Source organism: Calderihabitans maritimus (assembly GCF_002207765.1).
GTDB lineage: Bacteria > Bacillota > KKC1 > Calderihabitantales > Calderihabitantaceae > Calderihabitans > Calderihabitans maritimus.
Genome location: NZ_BDGJ01000016.1, coordinates 24,613 through 42,077, shown reverse-complemented (window position 1 = coordinate 42,077; position 17,465 = coordinate 24,613). Strand labels below are relative to the sequence as shown.

18 protein-coding genes and 1 riboswitch are annotated in these 17,465 nt (G+C 45.7%); of the genes, 6 read left to right on the top strand and 12 right to left on the bottom strand.

Annotated elements, in window-relative coordinates:
• Positions 1-138: 138 nt before the first annotated feature.
• From lysA to KKC1_RS02510, 4 genes are all read right to left on the bottom strand, one after another.
• Positions 139-1,455: a diaminopimelate decarboxylase gene (gene lysA / locus KKC1_RS02525; protein ID WP_088552936.1), complete on the bottom strand. Its 1,317-nt coding sequence runs from the start codon at positions 1,453-1,455 to the stop codon at positions 139-141.
• Between the two features lie 121 nt (positions 1,456-1,576).
• Positions 1,577-1,763: riboswitch (Lysine riboswitch) on the bottom strand.
• Between the two features lie 410 nt (positions 1,764-2,173).
• Complete coding sequence (locus KKC1_RS02520) at positions 2,174-3,547, bottom strand: TolB family protein (protein WP_143288659.1); 1,374 nt, start codon at positions 3,545-3,547, stop codon at positions 2,174-2,176.
• 28 nt (positions 3,548-3,575) lie between these two features.
• On the bottom strand, positions 3,576-4,439 hold the full coding sequence (locus KKC1_RS02515; protein WP_088552934.1) for a hypothetical protein: 864 nt from the start codon (positions 4,437-4,439) through the stop codon (positions 3,576-3,578).
• A gap of 152 nt (positions 4,440-4,591) precedes the next feature.
• Positions 4,592-4,837 (bottom strand): ABC transporter permease, encoded by a 246-nt coding sequence (locus tag KKC1_RS02510; protein WP_368731547.1) that lies wholly within the window; start codon positions 4,835-4,837, stop codon positions 4,592-4,594.
• Between the two features lie 297 nt (positions 4,838-5,134).
• Here KKC1_RS02510 and KKC1_RS02505 point away from each other — a divergent pair, with 297 nt between their 5' ends.
• The 6 genes from KKC1_RS02505 (at position 5,135) to KKC1_RS02480 (ending at position 9,201) form a co-directional block, all read left to right on the top strand.
• Positions 5,135-5,539: a PadR family transcriptional regulator gene (locus tag KKC1_RS02505; protein WP_088552932.1), complete on the top strand. Its 405-nt coding sequence runs from the start codon at positions 5,135-5,137 to the stop codon at positions 5,537-5,539.
• A gap of 91 nt (positions 5,540-5,630) precedes the next feature.
• Positions 5,631-6,113 carry a permease gene (locus KKC1_RS02500; RefSeq protein ID WP_088552931.1) on the top strand — a complete coding sequence of 161 codons (483 nt, stop codon included), beginning with the start codon at positions 5,631-5,633 and terminating at the stop codon, positions 6,111-6,113.
• Positions 6,110-6,649: a permease gene (locus tag KKC1_RS02495; protein WP_088552930.1), complete on the top strand. Its 540-nt coding sequence runs from the start codon at positions 6,110-6,112 to the stop codon at positions 6,647-6,649. Before KKC1_RS02500 ends, KKC1_RS02495 begins: the two co-directional genes overlap by 4 nt.
• Before the next feature lie 307 nt (positions 6,650-6,956).
• A complete protein-coding gene (locus tag KKC1_RS02490; protein WP_088552929.1) occupies positions 6,957-7,406 on the top strand; it encodes a MarR family winged helix-turn-helix transcriptional regulator in 450 nt (149 codons plus the stop codon).
• Positions 7,403-8,374, top strand: a complete 972-nt coding sequence (locus KKC1_RS02485; RefSeq protein WP_088552928.1) for an ATP-binding cassette domain-containing protein — start codon at positions 7,403-7,405, stop codon at positions 8,372-8,374. Before KKC1_RS02490 ends, KKC1_RS02485 begins: the two co-directional genes overlap by 4 nt.
• A 2-nt stretch (positions 8,375-8,376) precedes the next feature.
• Positions 8,377-9,201 carry an ABC transporter permease gene (locus tag KKC1_RS02480; protein WP_088552927.1) on the top strand — a complete coding sequence of 275 codons (825 nt, stop codon included), beginning with the start codon at positions 8,377-8,379 and terminating at the stop codon, positions 9,199-9,201.
• Between the two features lie 1,318 nt (positions 9,202-10,519).
• On the opposite strand, the gene KKC1_RS02475 is transcribed toward KKC1_RS02480, so the two are convergent.
• From KKC1_RS02475 to KKC1_RS02440, 8 genes are all read right to left on the bottom strand, one after another.
• Positions 10,520-10,927 carry a hypothetical protein gene (locus KKC1_RS02475; RefSeq protein WP_088552926.1) on the bottom strand — a complete coding sequence of 136 codons (408 nt, stop codon included), beginning with the start codon at positions 10,925-10,927 and terminating at the stop codon, positions 10,520-10,522.
• Positions 10,928-11,320: 393 nt separating this feature from the next.
• Positions 11,321-11,614 (bottom strand): LytR/AlgR family response regulator transcription factor, encoded by a 294-nt coding sequence (locus KKC1_RS02470; RefSeq protein ID WP_088552925.1) that lies wholly within the window; start codon positions 11,612-11,614, stop codon positions 11,321-11,323.
• A gap of 309 nt (positions 11,615-11,923) precedes the next feature.
• Positions 11,924-12,337, bottom strand: coding sequence for a hypothetical protein (locus tag KKC1_RS02465; protein WP_088552924.1), 414 nt, complete (start codon positions 12,335-12,337; stop codon positions 11,924-11,926).
• Between the two features lie 533 nt (positions 12,338-12,870).
• Positions 12,871-14,007 (bottom strand): ABC transporter permease, encoded by a 1,137-nt coding sequence (locus KKC1_RS02460; protein WP_088552923.1) that lies wholly within the window; start codon positions 14,005-14,007, stop codon positions 12,871-12,873.
• Positions 14,004-14,768: an ABC transporter ATP-binding protein gene (locus KKC1_RS02455; protein ID WP_088552922.1), complete on the bottom strand. Its 765-nt coding sequence runs from the start codon at positions 14,766-14,768 to the stop codon at positions 14,004-14,006. Before KKC1_RS02455 ends, KKC1_RS02460 begins: the two co-directional genes overlap by 4 nt.
• Positions 14,769-14,779: 11 nt before the next feature.
• The gene (locus tag KKC1_RS02450; protein ID WP_088552921.1) at positions 14,780-15,796 is read right to left on the bottom strand and encodes an HlyD family secretion protein; all 1,017 of its coding nucleotides are present in this window, start codon (positions 15,794-15,796) and stop codon (positions 14,780-14,782) included.
• A complete protein-coding gene (locus KKC1_RS02445; protein ID WP_192868041.1) occupies positions 15,793-16,401 on the bottom strand; it encodes a TetR/AcrR family transcriptional regulator in 609 nt (202 codons plus the stop codon). The genes KKC1_RS02450 and KKC1_RS02445 overlap by 4 nt, the downstream gene beginning before the upstream one ends.
• A gap of 231 nt (positions 16,402-16,632) precedes the next feature.
• Positions 16,633-17,442 (bottom strand): ATP-grasp domain-containing protein, encoded by an 810-nt coding sequence (locus KKC1_RS02440; RefSeq protein ID WP_088552919.1) that lies wholly within the window; start codon positions 17,440-17,442, stop codon positions 16,633-16,635.
• Positions 17,443-17,465: the final 23 nt, after the last annotated feature.

Here is a 17,465-nt window from a genome sequence, read left to right as displayed (position 1 = left end):
TGTTTTCTTGCCCATTCACTGAGTTTCATGTAGATATTATACCATAAACAACTACATATTTCTATCTTTTATTCGGCAGTTTTTAACCCTGGTAATTTACTTCCTACCACTTTAAAAGCGTCCCTAAAAGGGACGCTTTTATTTCCGAAAACGCGCGGGAATTACATCATTTCTGACCAGGTCTTCGTAAGTCTCCCGCTGGAGAATTAAATCGGCTTGTCCGTTGGCTACCAGTACGGCGGCCGGCCTTCCCAACCGGTTATAATTACTGGACATGGTATAACCGTAAGCTCCCGTGCAGAACATGGCTAAGATGTCGCCCGGTTCCGCCGGTTGCAGAGGAACGTCCCACGCCAGCATATCCCCGGATTCACAGCATTTACCGGTGATAGACACTACCTCCGCCGGAGGTTGATCAGCCTTATTGGCTATAATCGCTTCGTAACGGGCCTGGTATAGCGCGGGGCGAATGTTATCGGTCATTCCCCCGTCAACAGCTACGTACTTGCGCACTCCCGGAATTTCCTTAATCGATCCGACGGTGTAGAGTGTGCTGCCCGCCGGACCCGCTATGGACCTTCCCGGCTCCACGATAACCTTGGGAACAGGCAAGTCATGCTCTTCTGCTTTTTCCCGGAGTGCAGCAAAAACCGCATCGGCGTAATCAGTGATGGTTGCGGGCTCGTCTCCATCCGCGTAGTAGATTCCAAAGCCACCGCCCAGGTTCAGTTCCCCGGCGGTCCAGCCGGTTGTTTTTTGAATTTCCTTGATGAAGTCCATCATTACCCGGGCCGTATAGGCGTAGGAATCCATTTCAAAGATTTGCGATCCGATATGGCAGTGAAGGCCGTGTAATACGAGATTTTCCTTCTTTAAAGCAGCTTTTACCGCTTCCAGGGCCTGCCCGTTAGGCAGCGTGAACCCAAACTTAGAATCAATCTGGCCGGTTTTAATGTACTCGTGGGTGTGAGCTTCTACTCCAGGCGTTATGCGTAGTAAAATTTCTGCCTTCTTCCCCATTTCTCCCGCTAAACGGTCAAGCATTTCCATTTCATAGAAATTGTCTACTACTATACGTCCGACTCCGGCTTCCAGAGCCATGGTCAATTCCGAAGCACTCTTATTATTCCCGTGGAAGTACATGCGTTCAGGAGGGAAGTTGGCCTGTAGAGCCGTGTATATTTCACCACCCGAAACAACGTCCAGTCCCAAACCTTCCTCCTGCATAAGGCAGCATATGGCTTTGGTGAGAAAAGCTTTGCTGGCGTAGATAACCTCGGCATTCCCGTACTTTTCCACAAAGGCCGACTTATATTGGCGGCAAATTTCCCGCATTAGAACCTCGTCCATAACATAAAGGGGGGTCCCAAATTCTCGGGCCAAATCAACCGTGTCACAGCCCCCAATTTCCAGGTGTCCCTGTTCATTTACTTTCATGGTACCGTGAAACTTCATGGTTACACTCCTCTTCTGTATAGTTTATTGCCTGAGCAAGACGTCTGTTAACAAAAATAAAACGGCTATGAGCATTCCCCATAGCCGTAAAATTCCGGCGAAGAACACTCATCTCTTTCCTGTGTGAGATAGTGCTCCACCAGAGACCCAGGTACTTCTCTGGTGACAGTCCTGCACTTGTTCAGCGCAGGCCCAGTTTCAAAGCCCGGCGCAGCTTTGAAACTTCGGCGAAGGCCCCTTTCCTACCGGATCACAAACTCCCGGTCTCCCCGGCAGTACTCTTGACACTCCGCTCCTCTACCTCACCTCGGTCGAGATGAGGCACTTCTATATAAATTTTTTCAAAGGTATATTAACATAGAGCCCAGTTTATGTCAACTAAAATATCTACAGTTAACCACCTCAAAAACGCTACGGGAACAATTATCAAAGGAAACAAAAAGAAAATTTTAAGTAATTCAAACTAACACCCTCTTTCATTTAGTTCCTTGTGAGCTGATAGATGAACCGCCGTCCAACCACCACAATAATCAAGTTATGCCCCGTTATCACGCCCGCTTCCTCACTTGAAAGGTAAACAACAGCACCAACTATGTCTCTACATCTACCAAACCGTCCCATGGGTATCTTCGGCAGAAACGGATTTATTAAACTCTGCGCAAAATAACATCAGGCATTTTCTTATACAATATAATTATGCCTACCAAACGGAGGGGCTTTAAATACCCAGCAGGTAGACCAGGCCATTCGCATCAAAGCCCAGGGGAACACCGGTTACAACCGTTAGCCTCCCGGTCGCAACATTTAAAATTCCTCCTGCGGCCCACCAGCGGAAATCCTTCCTCCCTTTCAGCAACAAGTAACTACCGTCCGGGCTCCAGCCCAATATCTCTCTATAGTAATTTTCCTGTACCCGGGTCACGATTTCCCCACCGGGGGTCAGTACCTCCACCCCACCGCGTCCCATGAGTACCGCCAGGTAGTCACCACGGGGTGACCAGGAGACGCTGAGGGAATTTTCAGCCAGGACCGTTTTTTCTCCCGTTCTCAAATCCAGAAGGGAAGCCCGGGCCAACGAAAGATTTCCTCCCACGGAAGGGTTTTCCACCACCGCCAGCTTTTCTCCCGAGGGATCGAAGGACGGGTCCATTCGCAGATAAAATAAACTGTCTGTAACCAGCGGGTAGCTGAACTCCTCCAGGACTTGCCAGTCTTCACCGAACTGATACACAAGGTCCACAACCGTCCTGTTACCTTTTTCAAGACGGTAGTACAGGTAAGCCATTTCTCCATGGTTCGCCACATCCAGACCAAGTATGCTCTTTAGTTCCTCCACCGGCAGCTTGCCGAGCTCTTCCCCTGCGGCGGAGTAGGTAATACTGCCCAATTGAAACCGCCGCCCGTCCGGGTACCACTTGACGGTAGTTTTAACCGCCTCGGTTAAAAGAACTCTATCCCCTTGCAGCAGGTCCTGGAGCCAGTAGCGATAGCTGATGCCGTCCCCTACAAAACTGCTGGGTTCCCAGCAGACGGCACGAGTACCGTCAGGGGAGACTACCCCGCCGGCATAACTGCCGGGAAGAGCAATCTTTTTTTCCTTCTGCTCTTTAGTCTCGGGGTTGAACACCCGCAGTTTTGCGTCGGGCACAATCCTCAGTTCAACCGGTTCGGACATACTCAAAACCAATCCATCCCGGTCTTTGACTTGCTCCAGGAACAAGGTATAAGCCCGTTCCTCGCCCGCCGGAGTATTAAAAGTGACAACGACCTTTCGATCGTTTAGCCAGGTCAAACTGAACTCTTCCGGTGGTACGACCCTGGCCAGGGCCTGCTCCAAGCTGTTTCTGTCCACAGCCTTATTGAATTCCATGACCACCTCCGCTTCCGACGGCGAAGACAAGTACACCCCCAAATCCCGCATCTCCAAGTTAGGATAATTCTTTAGATACATAGTGACTTCAGCACCTACCTGCGCAGCAGGGGTTTTCGCTTTTTCTTCCGCGGGCGAGGCCTGCTCCCCGGACCCGGCGCAAGCGGATACAAAGAGTATTACGCTCAAAAACGCCATAACTAGCATCCATTTGTATCGCATTTTTGATCCCTCAATTTATAAAAACTTCTTATTCATTCCCAAAAAATTTTTTCTTGACTATCAAGCTCAATTCCAGTATCAAACCAATTAAAAGGGCGACACCGGCCTTTAACCAGAAAGCATAGATTATGGTTTTATCACCGTTAATCCCGTTCAAAATCATCCCCTGGACCGAGAGCAACACGGCAATAACTAAGGCATATAGTAGCGGTTTGACCAGAACAACACTTTTGGTTCGGAGAATTTCTTGAAAACTTTTAATGACAAAGACTATAATAGCTCCGTAGATTATGAAATTTAGCCAGCTGGCAAGAAACATTTTATCTTTGTAGCCCATTGGCTCAAGCTTTTTTTCGGTTTGATCTTTACTATTACCCATCCCCCGGCCCGTCGGGGGATAGATCTGGGCAAGAGTTCCATCGGGATTTCTTAAGTAGGTCCTGCCATTGATGGAAACAAAATCATTATCATTTCCCCCACTATTGATATAATGCTGGAGGGCTGCCAAATCTCCCGGATACAGGTCACTGTCAATAATTTCAAGAGTGGAGTAGTCATCCGATGAAACTTTGAAAATCCCCCATTTCACCGTAAACTGTTTATTGAACCTGTCTACCGAAATAATTACATGGTCTCCCCGCTTTAAATCAAAAGTAAGGGGATAATTACCCAGTTCCACGGCCACCCGGGAAGGGGTTTTCCGACCTGATAATATTTTTTTGACCTCGACCTCAATCTCGCCCTCATTTACCTCAAGAACTGAACCCAGGATCAAAGCATACTGGTCCCCGTGAGTCAAACGGTGTAAAACGTCGCCGGCTAACACCTGGCCGGCAAAGAGAACAAATACCAGAGCTATAACTAGCGATAACTTGACTAGCTTTTTAAACAATGGTATTCCCTCCCAGCCGTAAAACCCGCTTCCTTCCTTATTTTAGCAAAAATTAAAGGTACCCGCGATTAAGCTTTCGTTTTCCCTCTCTAATTTCCTTCCGCATTTTTCCATTGAAGAATGAAAAAATAAAAACCTAATCCAATTTTTTCTTAAATCGCAGCAGTGAAAGCAAGAATATTCCTACCCGGTGGGACCACTAGTCCCACCCTGGCATATCCGCCGTCAATACTGTTGCGTAACTCTTCATAACTGAAAACGCGGCCGACCACGTTAAAGGTTCCAGTGGCTTCAAAGCTCTGAAACAGCCTGCGGCTGGAAGAGGACATATCCTGGTCAAATACCACGGTCTTAATGTTGTCCACATCGATATTCACCGCATAACCGAAGATAAGCATCATTTTATAAGCATATCAGTTAAGGTCCATATTTGATTGTCAGGAAGCAATTGACTATGTTACAACCCAGAAAAAAGGATTGATCTCCGTGAGGGTCAGAACTTACTCGGGAGTATTAGTTATTCAAGTTAAGAACCGTCCCCGGCTTGAAATTCTTCCGTTGATTTTCTCCTGTCAGTACCGGCAAAAAAGTTTTTAGTTTTGCTAATCTCACCGGCGGAAAAAAGCATTGACAGCATTGTGTCACTAGTGATACTATGTCAATAGTAGTCAAAACGTATTCCGGGAGGGGAAATCATGTGTAACCATCGAGGGTCAACGCACCAGTTTCACGGTCCATGCTGCCACTCTCACGGGCCTCGGCTTGAGGGTTTTCTCATTCCTTGCCTGTTGCTTTTATTAAAGGACAACCCGGCCCACGGATATGAATTGATGGAAAGGCTGGCCGAACTTTCCTACCTTGAAGTCCAGCCTGACCCGGCAGTGGTTTACCGTCACCTACGCCGCCTGGAAGTAGAAGGCATGGTGGAATCCAGGCTCGAACCCGGCAGCGGCGGTCCAGCACGCAAGGTATACTCCCTCACGCCGGAAGGGGAAAGTTACCTTAAAGCATGGGCAATGCGTATTCGAAAGAAAAAAGCTTCACTGGAAGGGTTCCTGGCTGACTTTGAGAAACGTTACCCGCCTGAAAAAAGAAGCTGAACCGTCCCGCTTGAATTAGCGCCGGTATACTTTTTACGGGAGGCAAGCTGAAGCCTCCCTTCCACTTTACATAAACCAGGGGGGTGGTACCGTGTCTTTTACTTTTATCTTATATGTAATTTCAATTTTGAGCCTGACAGTCTCGTTTATAGCCGATAGAAAAAAAACGAAATCGGCTTTAACCAAATCATACAAAGCATTTTTGAATATATTCCCGGACCTGGCAGCTGTACTATTAATTATCGGGTTGGTGATGACCTTTATTTCTCCAGAAGTCATAAGTAAATTCATCGGCCGCGAAGCGGGGATTTGGGGAATAGCCCTAGCGTCAGTAGTAGGTTCAATAACCTTGATCCCGGGCTTCGTCGCCTTTCCCTTAGCAGCCTCTCTACTGAACCAAGGAGCCGGATTGATTCCCATTGCCGCTTTTGTCTCTACGCTGATGATGGTGGGCGTGGTTACCATGCCAATGGAGATAAAGTTTTTCGGCAAAAGGTTGGCTTTTTTGAGAAACGGTTTGAGTTTTATCTACGCCGTTATGGTGGCGCTGGCAATGGGAGTGTTGTTGGCATGACCAATTTTAAGCGTTATAAATGGATACTGTTTATCCTGCTGTTCGACTTGATAATTGCCTTAATAAGTCCTGAAAACGGCCAAAAAACAGCTACAAACACCTTAATAAACTTCAAGCAGATGCTCTCCGTGCTCCCGCCTATTTTTATCCTTCTTGGGCTCCTTGACGCCTGGGTGCCTCGTGAAACCATTATTAAACTCATGGGCGACAACTCAGGGCTGACAGGGATAGTTCTGAGTATTTTTTTAGGGGCGGCTGCTGCCGGTCCCCTATATGGCGCGTTCCCCGTAGCGGTTGTTATGATAAAAAAGGGAGCAAAACTCTCCAATGTAATCACTTTCTTGGGAGCTTGGTCCACCCTGAAAATACCCATGTTCCTGTTTGAAATATCTGCCCTAGGCCGTGCGTTTGCCGTAACAAGATGGTTGATAAACATTCCCGGAATCATTTTAATAGGTTACTTAATGGAATTACTGATGACTGAAGGAGAGAAACAGAATTTAAGGCAAACGGTTCTGCAAAACTTTCAGGAATAAAGGGTAGATGAGCCAGAGTTTTATTTATAGAAGTTTGAAAAATTATAAGGATATGAAAAGGGCGAGTATCCCTCAACAAAAACACTCCGATAGAAGGACCCGCCTGATGTCATTGTGCCGCTAATTGAAACGTTCGGGAAACCTCCAGGCCTTTTGAGGTCACCAGTATACCTCGGAATTACTCAACTGGAAACAAAGTTGTAAGCGAAACTATGGCTTATATTTATTATCCTTATAAATCTTGTATAATTGTTTATTAGAGAACGTTCTTCAGAAAACTAATGGTGAAAAAGGTGGCGGTAGAATTATGTCTCACACGCATGATATGCTGATCGAACTGCTGCGGGAGGTCAACCGCGGTTTGGCCGAGCAGATAAAGAAGATTTTAACCGAACATCAGCTTCCGCTCACCACGATAATGATTACCGGACAGGTCAAACGGAAACCGGGCGTTACGGTCAGTGAACTGGCGCGCAGAACCGGTTTTGCCAAATCCCATATTTCCAAAGCGGTTAAGGAGCTGGCAAAAAAGGGATGGATACAGAAAAAAACAGACCCCGCTGACCAAAGACGGGTGCGATTGTTTCTTAGCGAGGATGCTGAAGACCAGCTTGCCCAAGTCCGGGAGCGGATACGGCAGCAAATAGCCGAGGTGGTTTCCCACCTCTCGGAAGATAAAGCAGCGGCGATGATAGAGGGTTTGAAGGAAATAAGGGCTGCTTTGGAAATTACTGAGCAGGGGAAAGATGACCGATGAGTATCATTAAGATTGAAAACTTGGTCAAAAAGTTTGGGGAGATTACTGCCGTAGATGGTATAAACTTTTCCGTCAATGAGGGTGAAATTTTCGGCTTTCTGGGGCCCAACGGAGCCGGCAAGTCAACCACTATTAAAATATTATCCACTCTTTTAAAACCCACCGCTGGTACGGTGGAACTGGCCGGGTACGATGTAGTGAAGCAGCCTACCCAGGTGCGTCAGTCCATTGGGATAGTTTTTCAGGACCCTTCTCTGGATAACAGGCTGACCGCAGAGGAAAACCTCTATTTTCATGCCATGCTTTACAACGTGCCCAAGGAATTGCGAGAGGAACGAATTAACCATGTGTTGAAAATTGTAGACCTGATTGAGCGGCGCAAGTCTCTGGTAAAAACTTTTTCTGGAGGCATGAAAAGACGGCTGGAAATTGCCCGGGGTCTCCTGCATCATCCCAAAGTGTTGTTTCTAGATGAGCCAACTGTAGGCCTGGATCCCCAGACGCGTAATGCAATTTGGGATCACGTGAGAAAATTGCGGGATGAGATCGGCATTACGGTGTTTATGACAACCCACTACATGGACGAGGCGGAAAATTGTGACCGTATTGCGGTGATAGATTACGGTAAAATTCAGGCCATCGGCTCTCCGGCCACCTTGAAGCGGAGGTTGGGCGGCGACAAGATTGTGGTTCGGGGTGATAATGGTTTGAAGGAAGAGCTGGTATCCCGTTATAACGTAGAAGTCCAAGAATTACAAGGAGAGTATCATTTTACGGTGCCAAACGGAGCGGAATTTGTACCGAAAGTTGTTTCTGAGTTTCAGGGCCGTATCCGGTCCATCCAGGTGAAGGAACCAAGTCTTGATGACGTATTTCTCAAACTTACCGGAAGAACAATCAGGAGCGAAGAGATTTCCGGCCGGGAGGCTTTCCGGCAGAATGTGCGTTACAGGGTAAGGAGGCATTGAAGGTGCTATCTTTAAAGGTGATTTATACCATCTGGTTGCGGGAATTCAAAACATTTATTCGTGAAAGATCTCGTATGGTGGGAATGGTAGGACAGCCCCTCCTGTATCTTTTGATTTTGGGCAAAGGTATTACTGCCAGTATGAATTTGAACAATGCCCCGGCAGGGATGGACTACCTGCGTTTCATGTATCCAGGTATCATTGGTATGTCTGTTCTTTTTACCTCCATCTTTTCCGCAATGTCCATCATTTGGGACCGGGAATTTGGCTTTTTGAAAGAGGTGCTGGTAGCACCGGTTCCCCGCTGGGCAGTAGCAGTAGGCAAAGTGCTGGGTGGGGCTACAGTGGCCACTATCCAATCGGCCATTTTAATTGTGCTGGCACCCCTTGCGGGGATTAGCCTCTCGGTTTGGATAATAACCAAGATTATTCTGCTGTCATTTTTGATGAGCTTTGCTATCACCAGTCTGGGCGTATCAATAGCCGTTCGGATGGAATCCATGCAGGGCTTCCAAATGATTATGAACTTTTTAATTATGCCTCTGTACTTTCTAAGCGGCAGCATGTTTCCCATAAATACTGCCCCGGAATGGATGAAAAGCCTCATGGTGATTAACCCACTCACTTACGGAGTGGATGCTATCCGCACTGTGGTTTTCTCCGGTACGGTAATCAAGCTTGGTCAGGGGATTGAAAAGTCCCTTTTGGAGATAGCCCGCCAAGCAGGGCTTGTGCGCTGGAATCTTTCCATTGATATACTGGTTTTGATGGCCGTAGCCTTTGTACTGGTGATCGTCGGCACGTTAAGCTTCAGTAAGGCGGATTAAGGCAAGCTTACATCAACAATACCTTTAAGTACCAAACTATAAGGTTCAACCGCTAAAATCCGCCACCCTGTACCACTGCTTCTCTCTCTTGCCTTCTGGTTTGTTTAGTAATTGTTGTTGGGTGCCTTGTTGGCCAGCGTTATTCCTTCTATGAAACCACATCCTTCATCACTCAGTCACCATCAACATTAGGGGCAAAAGTCAAATAACCCGGGGTAGTATTCCTTGGCCTAATTGTTAAACGCACCGGTTTTCTATTGGAGCTGGTTCGATCTTCCAGGCCAAATCCACGCCAATAAATTTCATTCTAAAGGCCTTTTTCTTTGTCGATTTCCAACGAACTTACTAAACTTCGAAGGTTGTGTGCACATAAAGGGTCTGACTTGATCAAATAATCGCAAACCTTCTAAATATAAACAGTGGGGCTTATGGTAGGAAATGCTAGATTAACCAGGGCTGTGGGAGGCCTTTTTGTAGAATTTAGGGTGGGGCCTTTTTCCTTTACATTACTTTGTCCGGCTTTTTGAGGGCGGTCGAGGTGGCCGTTACTCGCATAAAGGGTCATGCCCTTGGTATGGTGAATACGGCTCCCCCATCCTACTTAAATCTCCGCATGACAGCTTCTTTAAACTTCCTGTATCTCTGGTTATTACCCATTTTCTGGGCTTCTTTTCTGTCTGTCCCATCAATATTATACTTTCCATCGACGATTATCCACCGCGCTCCAATTGTCTCAGACCAGCTGCTTATGAACAATATATAACGCGAATTAGGCTGTAATTGAGTATAGCCACCAAAAGAAATACGCATCTTCCATTAGATACACAGCACTTTATTTTTCGAGTTTTTGTAATAACTTTTTAATGTTTTTGTCTATCGAATTAATTTTTATTATCAGCCAGACTGGCAACACTATAAGCAATACTAGTGGTATTAAGTTACTAATGCTCCACACGACTTCACTAATACTATTAAGGGCCATAATTCTACCTCCAAAACCATAATACAGAGGCAGCGAATCTTACCGTCAATGCGTTTGGTTTCTACGATCTGAAGATATTCACGTATGGTACCATCTTTGTGTCGGCGTCTTTTAATTCGGCACAATAGCAACAATATTATGTATATTATATCATGTTCATACCAATATCATCAGCTGGATTCTCGAAAAAAGTATGTAGCTGACTTGACTTCTTGAGGGGTAAGTAAGTACAGCCACTTTGACTTTAACTTATTCAAGTATGGTGATAAAGACAAACCCATGAACAAATGTCGTAAAAGGTGTTGACAAAACGGGGTCACTACAGAACCAAGGATGTTAATTCCTTTTACTTTTTGCCAACCATAATAGACTTGCTGCAACTAAAACCTGTGCACAACCGATTAGGAACACAAAAAATCCAATCGAAAATCCGCTGAAAAATGCCAAAGCTAGTGATAATCCTCCTGCAAGAAATAATGCCTGTGAAGACCGATAATAAGAACCTACTCCAGTTATCCCAATGGAGTATAAAAATAAGGACCACAAAACAATTCCAGCAAAATCCCATAAATCTCGGAACCGAATTTGACCCTGTTCAACAATTAAAAATGTGACCATTCCAAGGGGAATACAAATTAATAATAACAATTTAGTAAGCTTTCTGGGAATTCGTCCCTCATGAAAATAGTTAGTTGCTAAAATTAGGCTTACCCCTCCAAAAAGCGCGAGATAACTCCAATTCATGAGATAATTTCCTCCTATATACTACTTATAATTCTAACTTAATTAAAAACATAGCTGGTTAGAAGACAGGGTTTCTTTCAACCCATCGGCTCAACAGACATACTGGGCGACCACAAAGGGCCTAGCCTTAAAATTAAAGGCTAGACTAGTAAACTCAAGATAGTTCCCACATGATCGTAATATTACTTTTACAATTACTTTATGGCCTCTTTTATTTCGGAACTAAACCTTTCGAACACTTGTTGTCTAAATCTTTCAATGTACTTTATATTTTGGACTCTACTGATCTCAATAGTATCCTTTCCATCTCCCTGACCAAAAAGAGAATATATAATGGCCCATCCTGTATCTCTGTATATTCACCAAATATTATTTTGTTTTTACCAAGAACATTTAACTGATCCACTTCCTGCTCTGACACACTCCTTTTACGGTGTGGATGATAGTACGCTTGTCCGGACTTGTTTCTACGAAAATAATGTCGCTGATATTGATTACCCGGATCTCTCCTTTCGTTTGAATGAAAAGCTTTGGTGTCTTAATCAAAAAACACCTAGGCTTCTTCCGGTTTATCATGGCAGCCCGGGCAGCCATTCGTTCTCTGACTCTGGCCATGGTTTTCCTCAGCCTGGGCCTGTCAAAGGGTTTTAGCAGGTAATCTACCGTATCCAGTTCAAAGGCTTCCACGGCAAACTTGCTTTCTACCGTAACAAAGACGACAAAAGGTTTTGAACTGATGGTGGTAAGGTGCCTCCCGGTTGTCTTCGGCTATCAGGATATTGAGCATACTGGTTTCCCCTTTCTTGGCCGGCCAATTGGGGAATCTTGTTCCAAGTTCTTCATTGACCCTGAAGCTAAAGCTTCTGTCAATAGCTACACCCCAGGTAACTTTCCCACCAAACCTATGCGGTAGAAACGCCGCCAGTTAGCGCTGTCCAATACTTCCTTGACCAGGACTTGTAACCAGGTGCCAAGCGGGAAGCTTTAGCGTCAATCTCACTCATCTTTACTTGTCAAATATATAATCCTTATCAACGGTGAAGGATTTTTCGGGCTAAACGCATTTATACGTCCTGTATATGTATCTAAAATAACAGAATCCTCAAAAGGTGGACGAGGAAAAGAATATGTTATTACTACTTCGCGTTTTCCATCTGTGTAAGTTAAATGAGCAGCCCCTTCATCAATCAACTTCCACCCATATAAGGGCATTTTTTTCTTGTAGAATTTTTTAAACAGACTTAAACTAGCCTTATTTACAAGAAATGTAACTTCCTGTTCAGTTTTACGTACCAATTCAGCGTTAGGATATATCGGTATGTTGCCTACGTTTTGTACCCCAGCGGTACAACCAGATAACAAATCTACAATAATCAAAATTATAAATAATGAGAAGAAACGTTTCGCCATGAGAATTCACCTCATTGTTAGCTTTCATTAATCGTAGTCGTATTTCGTTTGGAAAAACATTTTGATAAATGGAGTAATGATTTATCCCCAGTTTTTAATGTGAGAAGGATTTTTCCTTAGACATGGAAATTTTTCCATAGACTAAATATCGACCACCCAAATCATCCTTATCTACTTTCCTGTCATTGGAAATTCATTCGTTCCTTACCTTTCCAGGTTTAGTAATAGATAGTATAAATTCTATATCAGTAATCGAACTGCCGGCATAATCCACTTTGTTCATGGACAAAACCGCAGGAGCCAAAGACAGGGCAATACCAACAGTAGTCCAGGTGAAAGTAAAAACGATGATTATAAAAACTTTTTATTCATTCCCAAAAAAAAAATTTTTCCTGACTATCATGCTCAATTCCAGTATCAAACCAATTAAAAGGGCGACACCGACCTTTAACCAGAAAGCATAGATTATGGTTTTATCACCGTTAATCGATTTCCTTCCGCATTTTTCCATTGGAGAAAGAAAAAATAAAAACCTAATCCAATTTTTTCTTAAATCGTAGCAGTGAAAGCAAGAATATTCCCGCGCTCATGGAAACAAGCCACACAACTTCGGTCCAGAGAAACTCTATACCCACGCCTTTCAATATGATACCCCTCAGTACCCGCAGGAAATAGGTGATGGGTATAAAGTTGCCGATAAAATAGATAAACGCCGGCATGGACTCCCGGGGGAACATAAACCCGGACAGGAGTACACTCGGCAATATCAAGGCAAAAGAAGCCTGCATGGCCTGAAGCTGGGTCCTGGCTACGGTAGAAATCATTAGACCAAATCCTAGAGCCGTCCACAAAAATATCAGGGCCAACGACATTAACAACAGAAAACTTCCCTTTATTGGAACATCAAACCAAAAGACCGCTACAGTAATCACCAGCAAAACATCAAAGAGTCCGATGAATATATAAGGTATGAGCTTCCCGATAATAAGTTCAGCGGGCTTGATGGGAGTGATAATCAGTTGCTCCAGCGTCCCTCTCTCCCGTTCTCTTACCAGGGCAAAAGCCGTAAGCATGACGGTGATATTCTGAAGTACGACGCCGACCAGCCCCGGAATGTTGAACTTTATGCTTTCCATGTCCGGATTGTACCAAACCCTGCTTCTTAAATCGATAGGCATCTTCAATGATTTTTCATTAATTCCCCTGCTTTGCAATCTCTCTTTTTGGATAACAAAGGATTTGGCCTGAGCCAGCATGCGGGCGGTGGACAATGCCTTGGTGGCTACCAGCGGGTCTGAACCGTCAATAATAATTTGCAGGGAGGCGCTTTTACCACTGTACAAATCCCGACCCAAACCCGGTGGAACCACTAGTCCCACCTTGGCATATCCGCCGTCAATACTGTTGCGTAACTCTTCATAACTGAAAACGTGGCCGACCACGTTAAAGGTTCCAGTGGCTTCAAAGCTCTGAATCAGCCTTCGGCTGGAAGAGGACATATCCTGGTCAAATACCACGGTCTTAATGTTGTCCACATCGGTATTCACCGCATAACCGAAGATAAGCATCATTACTAAAGGAAGGAGCAGGGCGATGGCCAGACTGGGTTTATCCCGGCGAATCTGAATAAACTCCTTCCAAATGATGGCTCTTATACGGTTCCACTTCATTTCATCATCCCCCGGCGGGCGAAATCTGCTCCCGGCCCTTCCTTTTCTACGCAGGCAATAAATACGGACTCCAGAGAATCGAGACCGTGCCTGGCCTTAATTTCTTCCGGAGTTCCGAAATCCATGAGATTGCCCCGGAATATGAAACCGACCACGTCACATTTTTCGGCTTCATCCATGTAATGAGTAGTAACCAGGATGGTAACCCCTTCCTCGTGGGCCAGCCAGTACAGGAGGTCCCAAAAAATCTTTCTGGACAGGGGGTCAACTCCGGCAGTAGGCTCGTCTAAAAAAAGCAGCCGGGGACGGTGTACCAGAGCGGCCGCCAGGGCCAGTCTCTGCTTCCATCCCCCGGACAAGGTCCCGGCCAGTTGTCTCTCCCGGCCAACTAGCCCGGCAAGCTCTACCAGCTCTCTAACTCTGCCGGTAAGTTTCTGTCCCTTCAGGCCGTAAATTCCCCCATAAAACCTCAGGTTTTCTTCTACGGTCAAATCTTCATAGAGGCTGAATTTCTGGGACATGTAACCTATCTGTTGCTTAATCCGTTCTCCCTCTTCCAACGGTATGCCCAACACCTCTCCGGTACCCGCAGTAGGAGTCAAGATCCCGCACAGCATACGAATGGTAGTGGACTTTCCCGATCCGTTGGGGCCGAGAAAGCCGAAGATACTGCCGGGCTTGATGGAAAAAGAAAGGTTGTTAACAACCCTGTTTTCGCCGAAATCCTTGGTCAATCCCGATACTCTAATGGCATACTCCATAAGCTCACCCCCTACTCGACAAACACCACATCAGCCGGCATACCGGGCTTAAGCTTACCGCCGGCATTTTCCAGGGCTACTTTCACCCTAAACACCATATTGGTCCTTTCCTTCCTGGTCTGTACGTTTTTAGGGGTAAATTCCGCCTCCTGTGAAATATAGGTTACTTTTCCTTTAAACGTCTCACCGGGAAAAGCATCGACAGATACGCGGGCGGCCTGTCCTATTTTTACCTTTCCTAACTCTGCTTCAGGAATATAAACTTCCAGCCAAAGGTGGTCAAGGTCGGTTATAACGGCTAACGGGGTGCCGGGATTAACAAATTCACCTTCATTAATGAGTTTTTCCGTAACCACACCATCTGCGGGCGCCTTTATTACTGCCTTTTCCAGCTGGGCTTTAGCAATTTTCCAGGCTGCTACAGCCTGTTCAAGGCCTGCTTCCAGGGCAGAAATAGTCTCTTTGGTAGCACCGGCCTTAACCAGCTTTGATTGTTCCCTGGCCGCCCGGTACTGGGAAGAGACAGCGTCCAAATGACTTTGGGCTGCATATACTTTAGCCCGGGCTGCCTCCAGTTGTCGTTCCGTAACCGCCCCCTCTTCATAAAGCTCTTTTAATCTTTCATAGTCTTTCTGCGCCGTGAGAAGGGCTTTCCTGGCCCCTTCCACCAAAGCCCGAACCTGGGCCGCTGTAGCTTCGGCTTGCCGTATTTGTTCTAATCTGCTGCCTTTTTTGGTTTCCCCCAACCTGGCCTCAGCGGCCGCCACCGCAGCTTCCGCTTGCTTTACCTGCCACTGTAAAACTGTATCATCAATGCGAGCTATTTCCTGTCCAGACTGTACAAATTGTCCTTCGCCCACACTAAACGAAATTACTTTACCCGCTATTTCCGCTGCTACTACGACCTCATTAGCCTCAATGGTTCCCGACGCCTCCATTCTACCGTTGTCATCCTTCTCTAGTAATGCACAACCGGTAGCTAGCACGGAAATAAGCAAAAATAACGCTAATTTTTTAAAATACTTCATGTGTTATCTCCCTCTTTCTTAACAACGCCATGCAAAAAGATATTAACGATTTCCTGAAGGTATACTTTTTGATCTTCTTCATCGAATTTTTCCGGAGGCAACATGTACTTGGAAATAAGGAAAGACAGAAACATTCCCCCAAAAATTCTCGCGGCAATCACGGAATCAAGGGGACGAAAAATCCCCTTAGCTATCCGTTTTTCAATATAACCGGCTAAAGCCCCTAAGATTTCAGCTCCGATATTTTCATAAACTTCCTTCCTTATCTCTTCATGGAATTGTGCTTCCGTAATGATGACTTTCAATAATTTCATGTTCTCAGATATTACTTTCAGCCTGTTTTCCATAATATTTTGTAGGACTGTTTCGTCATTGGTCTCCGGTAGGTCCTCAAACACCTGCTTCAGTCCGTGCAGAGCAACGGGCCGGGCAAGGGAAATCAATATATCTTTTTTGGTGGGAAAATAACGAAAAATGGTTCCTTCGGCACATCTTGCTTCGTAGGCAATCTCCCTGGTAGTAGTGGCAGAAAACCCTTTTTCGCTGAACAACTTCAGCGCCGCATCTAAAATGATCTTACGGGTATCTCTCTTTTTGGCGCACAAACAAATCACTCCCTATAGTGATTGATGAAGGTTTAATGAGTGAGTACTTACTATAAGTCTCCAGTATATAATTTCATTTGTCAATACCTAAGTTCCGAAATAGTTTTCATGTTGCGACATATAAGTCGGAATACAAACAGAAAACACCCGGCCACTTTACGACCAGGTGTTAGGGTCTGACTTGAGGATTTGGTTTCCAGTTGGGAAAGGAAAATATCGAGGTCAAATTTACTAAGAGACTTTTTTGATAGGAAAATTGGGGGTAACCGGAAACGTGGGCGTGTATTTTCTCAGATACTCCAGTATTTTTTCTTCCAGCGGGACCTTCCTCTCCCGGAGAGCCTGGTTGCCAAAGAGCACGTTAAACTCCAGTATATAGGGACGGCCATCGACAAAAGCAACGTCAAAGCCGGCATGATTGATTTCAAAGTGACGCGCTATTGTCGTTACCACCCTCAGGACCTCCTCCGGAATATCTTCGAAGGAAACCCTGGCGCCCCGGGCAACGTTGTTATAAAAATTACCTTCTCCCCCTATCCGCCAGTAGGCAGTAAGGACTTCTTCCCCCACGAAAACCACCCGCAGGTCCCGGTCAATGGGCAGCCTCTCCTGAACATAAAGAATTTTGTTAGTTTCAGCATAAGCCAGAAGCTCTCTTTCGGTCTCAACCAGTCTTACGCCTCTTCCTTGGGAACTCCTGACTTCCTTGACAACCAAAGGCAAAGTCATCTCATCAAGAATTTTTTCCACGCTCTCCGCCCCGCCGGGCAGGATCAAGGTATGCGGGACATATTCAGGGAATACCGCCCAGAGAGCCCTGGTCATCTCCACCTTGTCGTGTCCCAGGTGGTAGGAACTCACGCTGGGAAAGATACGCTTTTTCAAGCCGTAAACCAGAGCGTTGACCTGCCAGTATTCGGGAAACAGAACCCAGTCGGCCTCTTCAATCTCCCTGCGCCGGCTAAAAATCATTTCCGGTTTGATGTACAGCACCCCGGGTATTCCCAGGGTGCGAAAAGGGTCGAAGGTTACCAGTCTCATTTCCTCTCCCCCGCCACCATATT

Excerpts from the sequence above, each read along its gene's own strand:
- KKC1_RS02485 (WP_088552928.1), top strand. The coding sequence starts at position 7,403 with ATGAGTATCATTAAGATTGAAAACTTGGTCAAAAAGTTTGGGGAGATT.
- KKC1_RS02460 (WP_088552923.1), bottom strand. The coding sequence starts at position 14,007 with ATGAAGTGGAACCGTATAAGAGCCATCATTTGGAAGGAGTTTATTCAG.
- KKC1_RS02510 (WP_368731547.1), bottom strand. The coding sequence starts at position 4,837 with ATGCTTATCTTCGGTTATGCGGTGAATATCGATGTGGACAACATTAAG.
- KKC1_RS02520 (WP_143288659.1), bottom strand. The coding sequence starts at position 3,547 with ATGCGATACAAATGGATGCTAGTTATGGCGTTTTTGAGCGTAATACTC.
- KKC1_RS02465 (WP_088552924.1), bottom strand. The coding sequence starts at position 12,337 with ATGGCGAAACGTTTCTTCTCATTATTTATAATTTTGATTATTGTAGAT.
- KKC1_RS02450 (WP_088552921.1), bottom strand. The coding sequence starts at position 15,796 with ATGAAGTATTTTAAAAAATTAGCGTTATTTTTGCTTATTTCCGTGCTA.
- KKC1_RS02495 (WP_088552930.1), top strand. The coding sequence starts at position 6,110 with ATGACCAATTTTAAGCGTTATAAATGGATACTGTTTATCCTGCTGTTC.
- KKC1_RS02490 (WP_088552929.1), top strand. The coding sequence starts at position 6,957 with ATGTCTCACACGCATGATATGCTGATCGAACTGCTGCGGGAGGTCAAC.
- KKC1_RS02440 (WP_088552919.1), bottom strand. The coding sequence starts at position 17,442 with ATGAGACTGGTAACCTTCGACCCTTTTCGCACCCTGGGAATACCCGGG.
- KKC1_RS02455 (WP_088552922.1), bottom strand. The coding sequence starts at position 14,768 with ATGGAGTATGCCATTAGAGTATCGGGATTGACCAAGGATTTCGGCGAA.
- lysA (WP_088552936.1), bottom strand. The coding sequence starts at position 1,455 with ATGAAGTTTCACGGTACCATGAAAGTAAATGAACAGGGACACCTGGAA.
- KKC1_RS02505 (WP_088552932.1), top strand. The coding sequence starts at position 5,135 with ATGTGTAACCATCGAGGGTCAACGCACCAGTTTCACGGTCCATGCTGC.
- KKC1_RS02475 (WP_088552926.1), bottom strand. The coding sequence starts at position 10,927 with ATGAATTGGAGTTATCTCGCGCTTTTTGGAGGGGTAAGCCTAATTTTA.